2 protein-coding genes are annotated in these 2,824 nt (G+C 69.6%); both read right to left on the bottom strand.

The features are described 5' to 3' along the window. Positions 1–153: 153 nt before the first annotated feature. Positions 154–846, bottom strand: a complete 693-nt coding sequence (locus BRAS3809_RS30890; RefSeq protein WP_008965943.1) for a DUF2848 domain-containing protein — start codon at positions 844–846, stop codon at positions 154–156. Positions 847–999: 153 nt separating this feature from the next. Beyond that, the gene (locus BRAS3809_RS30885) at positions 1,000–2,325 is read right to left on the bottom strand and encodes a DUF3422 domain-containing protein (protein ID WP_008965942.1); all 1,326 of its coding nucleotides are present in this window, start codon (positions 2,323–2,325) and stop codon (positions 1,000–1,002) included. Positions 2,326–2,824 lie beyond the last annotated feature (499 nt).

The following is a 2,824-nucleotide window of genomic DNA, read 5'->3' as shown; positions in this document are numbered from 1 at the left end:
ACACTCGGGCACCATAGGCCGTCTTGCTTAACAGGCCCTTTCGGCGCGCAACGCCCGCGCGCATGGCGCCATGCGCATCGACGCCGCGACGAGGCGCCGCGGGCCATCGTTAACGGCTCCGAGCCGCACGCGAACGTGATCGCGCGCGATTGCTCAACCGGCGATGCCGAGCTGCGTGATCGCGTAGCCGTGGCGGATGACGCGGTTCAGCACGGGATCGGCCAGCTCGAACTCGAAACGGTCGGCGGGCCGGATGCCGCCCTTGGCCGCGAAGGTGCCGCCGAACATCGCGGTGCCCTCGGGCAGCCCCGCCTGGCCATGGCGGCGCGCGACCAGATCGGCGGGGGCGAGCATGCCGCTGAGCGCGCCCTCCTGATACAGCACGCGCTCGCCATCGATGGTCGCGTAGGCGCGCAGCATCAGTTTGTCCCAATGCGCGGCGACGTCGTCGACCAGCCACAGCTCGGGCGCGACCGGCTTGTCGCACATCTGCTTGGAGACGGTGATGTTGTAGGTCTCGACCTTGCGGTCGGTGTGATCGGAGCCGACGCCGACGAGCAGCCGGCCGCCGGATTGCACCAGCACGAACTCGACCTCGCCGGAGGAGTCGCCGCCGGAGACCTCGATGCCGTCGGCCGTCGTCAGCCGGCTGGCCGCGACCTCGTAATAGATCGGCGTCGTCGCCGGGCGGGGGATGCCGAGCTCTTCCAGCTCGGCGATGTGCTTGTCGCGGGCGACGGGATCGCGCCCGGTCCAGCCCGCGATGACGAGCCGGCGCAGCGTGACGGGCTGCCGCGTCGCAGTGCCGCCGGTGTGAACCAGGAAGTCGATCGTGGTGCCGCTCATCGTGTCATTGCCTCTGTCAGATCAGCACGCCGCTTAGCCTGATCCCGGCGGACCGACAAGCAGCTCATCGGGGCCTCATGGTGCGAGACGCGCCGCAGGCGGCGCTCCTCACCATGAGGGTCGAGATCGCGCGCGCCGGCGAGCACCTGCCGCTCACTCCTTGCCGGCCTGCTCCGCCTCATGGTCCTCCTTCAGATGCCGCTTGCGGATCTGATGGGTGGTGAACCAGATCAGCGCGATCGCGATGGGTACGAAGGCGGCGGTGGCGAAGGTCGGATCGATGGGCAGGCCGGCGTCGTGCGCGCCCTTGGCGAGATAGCCGAACAGGCTGACGACGTAATAGCCGATCGCGGCCACCGACAGGCCTTCGACCGTGCTCTGCAGGCGCAGCTGCAGCTTGGTGCGCTCGTTCATCGAGCGCAGCAGGTCGCGGTTCTGCTCCTCCAGCTCGACATCGACGCGGGTGCGCAGGAGGTCGGCGGCGCGCGCCAGCTTGCGCGACAGATTGTCCTGCCGCCGCTCCAGCGTGGTGAGCGTGCGCATCGCCGGCGCGATCCGGCGAGAGAGGAACGAGGACCAGCTCGAATAGGGCGTGATCGGCTCGCCCTCGATCACCGTGAGACGCGCCTGCACCAGCTCCCAATAGGCGCGGCTGGCGCCGAAGCGGAACAGCGAGCCGGTGGCGCCACGCTCCAGCGACGCCGCAAGCTCGGTCAGCTCGTCGAGCAGATGGTTGTTGATCTTCAGCGACTCGGCGCCCTGCATCTCGACCAGTACCTCGCCGAGCCGCCGCTCGATGCGGTCGACCTGCGGCGCGAGCTCGAGCGCGGCCGGCAGGCCGAGCAGCGCCAAAGTGCGATAGGTCTCGAGCTCCAGCACGCGCTGCACCAGCGCCCCGAGCCGCTCCGGCGTCGGCCCCTCGATGCAGACGAGAATGCGGGTGAAGCCGTCCTCGTCGAGGCGGAAGTCGGAGGCGAGCGCGCCGATCGAGCCCTTCACGGCGACGAGCGCGAGGCTGCTCTTGTCGAACAGCGCTTCCGCGCGCTTGACCGGATCGGTGACGCTCTCGACGCCGAGCTTGACCGCGACCAGGAGCTCGCCGGACAGCGTGAGCTCGCCGATCAGCGCCTGCAGCTCCGGCGCGATCTCGCCGAAGGGCCGCCGCGGCGCATCGGCCGGCGGGTTCCAGATCCAGGTGAAGGTGGCGAATTCCGAATGCTGCTCCCAGCGCAGCCGCGCCGCGCCGACCACGACCTGGTGATGCTTGATGCCCGGCTCCGGCGCCGGCGCGCCGTGCCGGGCGCAGAACGCCGCGAGGCTGTCGCGATCGGCCGCGGCGCTGTCGCCCTTCGCCATGACCGCGAAGCGGATGACGGACACCGGCTGCGTCAGCGGCGTGAACGGCCGCGCATGCACTTCGTTGAGCACGCTGTCGCGCAGCGGGTGCGCGGTGAAGGCGGACATGTCGAGCGCGGTCATCGGCGGGCTCCGCACGCAGCGGCGTTGCGTGACACCCGGACAGCGATGTCCATGATCACGGGAGCCGCAACAGACATGCACGACAGCTGCGGCATCGCCCCCCGAACGTCAACCCACGCCATCCCGCACTCCGCCTCCCCTGCTCATGGACGTGCGATTCGCGCACGCCACACCCATGGCCGCCACTGTAGCGCAATTCGATGACGACGCCACGGCTGCGGCCGTGTGTGCATCCGGTGATGTCACCGCACCCTTGCGACAACAACCGTCGTCCCGGCGAACGCCGGGACCCATAGCCACCGGCCGACATGAGGCAGGCAACTGGCAGTGACATCCGCCGACAGATCGCGCGGTATGGGTCCCGGCGTTCGCCGGGACGACGATGGTGGATCCACCTCATCCGCGCGCAGACACAACAAAACCTCCCGCGGCGCGCCCGCACCCGAGATCATGTTCAACAAAAGCCTCCGGCAAGGCCGAGGGCGCAGGGAAGGCCGGG

Origin of the sequence: Bradyrhizobium sp. STM 3809 (assembly GCF_000239795.1) — a bacterium.
GTDB lineage: Bacteria > Pseudomonadota > Alphaproteobacteria > Rhizobiales > Xanthobacteraceae > Bradyrhizobium.
The sequence above is the reverse complement of the archived record's forward strand: the minus strand, read 5'-3'. Positions and strand labels throughout refer to the sequence as shown.